The organism is Caldisalinibacter kiritimatiensis (genome assembly GCF_000387765.1).
GTDB lineage: Bacteria > Bacillota > Clostridia > Tissierellales > Caldisalinibacteraceae > Caldisalinibacter > Caldisalinibacter kiritimatiensis.
This window is the reverse complement of sequence record NZ_ARZA01000284.1, coordinates 1-1,213: the sequence shown is the minus strand read 5'-3', so window position 1 is coordinate 1,213 and position 1,213 is coordinate 1. Positions and strand designations below refer to the sequence as shown.

The following is a 1,213-nucleotide window of genomic DNA, read 5'->3' as shown; positions in this document are numbered from 1 at the left end:
TTTAAATTACTCAATGATTTCAGTTACAACACCAGCACCTACAGTTCTTCCACCTTCACGGATGGCGAATCTTAATCCTTCTTCCATAGCTATTTGTGTAATTAATTCGATTGTGAATGTTGCGTTATCTCCTGGCATTACCATTTCTACGCCTTCATCTAATTTGATTGATCCTGTTACGTCTGTTGTTCTGAAGTAGAACTGTGGTCTATATCCATCGAAGAATGGAGTATGTCTTCCACCTTCTTCTTTTGTTAATACGTAAACTTCTGCTCTGAATTTTGTGTGTGGTGTTATTGTTCCTGGCTTAGCTAATACTTGACCTCTTTCTATTTCATCTCTTTGAACTCCTCTTAATAACGCTCCGATGTTATCTCCCGCTTGCGCTTCGTCTAACATCTTTCTGAACATCTCTACTCCTGTACATACTGTTTTCTTTGGCTCATCTGCTAATCCTACGATTTCTATTTCATCTTGTACTTTTAATACTCCTCTTTCTACTCTTCCTGTTGCAACTGTTCCACGTCCTGTGATGCTGAAGATGTCTTCTATCGGCATTAAGAATGGTTTGTCTGTATCTCTTTCTGGTGTTGGGATTGTTTCGTCTACTGTGCTCATTAATTCTAAGATTTTGTCTCCCCATTCTGAGCTTGGATCTTCTAATGCTTTTAATGCTGATCCTACTACTACTGGAGTTTCATCTCCATCGAATTCATATTCGTTTAATAATTCTCTTACTTCCATTTCTACTAACTCGATTAATTCTTCGTCATCTACCATATCTGCTTTGTTTAAGAATACTACGATTTGAGGTACTCCTACCTGTCTTGATAATAGAATGTGCTCTCTTGTTTGTGGCATTGGTCCGTCTGCTGCTGATACTACTAGGATCGCTCCGTCCATTTGAGCTGCTCCTGTAATCATGTTCTTAACGTAGTCAGCGTGTCCTGGACAGTCAACGTGTGCATAGTGTCTATTTTCTGTTTCATACTCAACGTGTGCTGTTGCTATTGTAATTCCTCTTTCTCTTTCTTCTGGCGCTTTATCTATGTTGTCAAATGCTACTGTTTCTCCTGTTCCTAATCTTGCATTTAATACTGTTGTAATTGCTGCTGTTAATGTAGTTTTACCATGGTCTACGTGTCCTATTGTTCCAATATTAACATGTGGCTTCGTTCTTTCAAATTTTGCCTTTGCCATTTCTCTTCCTCCT

1 protein-coding gene is annotated in these 1,213 nt (G+C 38.7%); it reads right to left on the bottom strand.

Going from position 1 to position 1,213, the window contains the following annotated elements:
* Positions 1–6: 6 nt before the first annotated feature.
* Positions 7–1,200 carry an elongation factor Tu gene (gene tuf, locus L21TH_RS13345; RefSeq protein WP_006317507.1) on the bottom strand — a complete coding sequence of 398 codons (1,194 nt, stop codon included), beginning with the start codon at positions 1,198–1,200 and terminating at the stop codon, positions 7–9.
* Positions 1,201–1,213: the final 13 nt, after the last annotated feature.

Bases quoted from the DNA above. Each gene is read 5' to 3' on its own strand.
- tuf (WP_006317507.1), bottom strand. From the start codon at position 1,200: ATGGCAAAGGCAAAATTTGAAAGAACGAAGCCACATGTTAATATTGGA.